At 62.7% G+C, this 1,283-nt stretch carries 1 protein-coding gene; it reads right to left on the bottom strand.

The features are described 5' to 3' along the window. Nucleotides 1–35 precede the first annotated feature (35 nt). Nucleotides 36–1,219 (bottom strand): IS3 family transposase gene (locus DES43_RS22240; protein ID WP_122066866.1). Its coding sequence is split into 2 segments (ribosomal slippage): nucleotides 36–955 and nucleotides 955–1,219, totalling 1,185 coding nucleotides; the frame shifts between segments, so codons are not numbered across the junction. Nucleotides 1,220–1,283 lie beyond the last annotated feature (64 nt).

Here is a 1,283-nt window from a genome sequence, read left to right as displayed (position 1 = left end):
GTGATCGGCCCCCACGGACGGGTCCAATTTGATTGTTAGTGCAATGATGGTCGCGGCGCCAGCGCGGGCGGCATTGCTGGTTGGGGTTGCAGGGCCGCCCGCGCGAATGCCGGGATGAAGACCTCGGGTGCCGGCGGCTTGTAGCCGAGCGATCCATGCGGACGCACGGTGTTGTAATGCCGCCGCCAGCTTTCCACGATGATCCTGGCCTCTTTGAGCGTGTAGAAGATCTCGCCGTCGAGGAGTTCGTCGCGCAGGCGCGCGTTGAAGCTCTCGATGTAGCCGTTCTCCCATGGACTGCCGGGAGCGATGTAGGCGGTCTTCGCCCCGACTGCGGTGATCCAGTCCTGCACGGCCGTGGCGATGAACTCCGGGCCGTTGTCGGAACGGATGTGCTCAGGCACGCCGCGCAGGATGAACAGGTCGGACAGGACGTCGATGACGTCGGTGGAGTTGAGCTTGCGATCGATGCGGATCGCCAGCGCCTCATGCGTGAACTCGTCGATCACGTTAAGCATGCGGTACTTCCTTCCGTCATGAGTGCGGTCCTCGACGAAGTCGTAGGACCAGACATGGTTGGGCCGCTCGGCGCGCAGGCGGATGCATGATCCGTCGGCGAGCCAGAGCCGGCCTTTCTTCGGTTGTTTGGCTGGAACCTTCAGCCCCTCTTGCCGCCAGATGCGCTCGACCCGCTTGTCGTTGACCACCCAGCCCATCTGGCTGCGCAGAAGCTCGGCGATCTTGCGATAGCCATAGCGGCCATAGCGGCGGGCCAATGCGACGATGTCCTCGGTCAGTTGCTGCTCGTCGTCCCGGCCGCGAGGAATACGCCGCTGCGTGGAGCGATGCTGCCCAAGCACGAGGCATACCCGGCGCTCCGACACGCGCTTCGGCAGAACCGAGCGAACATGGTCGATGCAGGCACGGCGACGCGAGGGGCTCAGAAGTTTCCCCGCGCAGCCTCCGTCAGGATCAGCTTGTCCAGCGTCAGATCGGCCACCGCCTTGCGAAGCCGTTCGTTCTCCTTCTGGAGATCCTTCAACTGCCGAAGCTGGTCACGGCTCATGCCGCCATATTGCTTACGCCACCGGTAGAACGTCAGCTCGGAAACGCCGATCTGGCGAACAGCATCCGCCATCGCCATGCCTTGGCCGCGCAAAACCTCAACCTGCCGAAGCTTCGTGACGATCTCGTCGGGCTTGTGTCGCTTGTTTGCCATTGTGGTCCTCCTTCATGGTCAAAACCATACTTCAAGGTGGACCCGTTCAATGGGGGTGGATCAG

Source organism: Aquamicrobium defluvii (assembly GCF_004363725.1).
GTDB lineage: Bacteria > Pseudomonadota > Alphaproteobacteria > Rhizobiales > Rhizobiaceae > Mesorhizobium > Mesorhizobium defluvii.
This window is presented reverse-complemented; position numbering and strand designations above follow the sequence as displayed.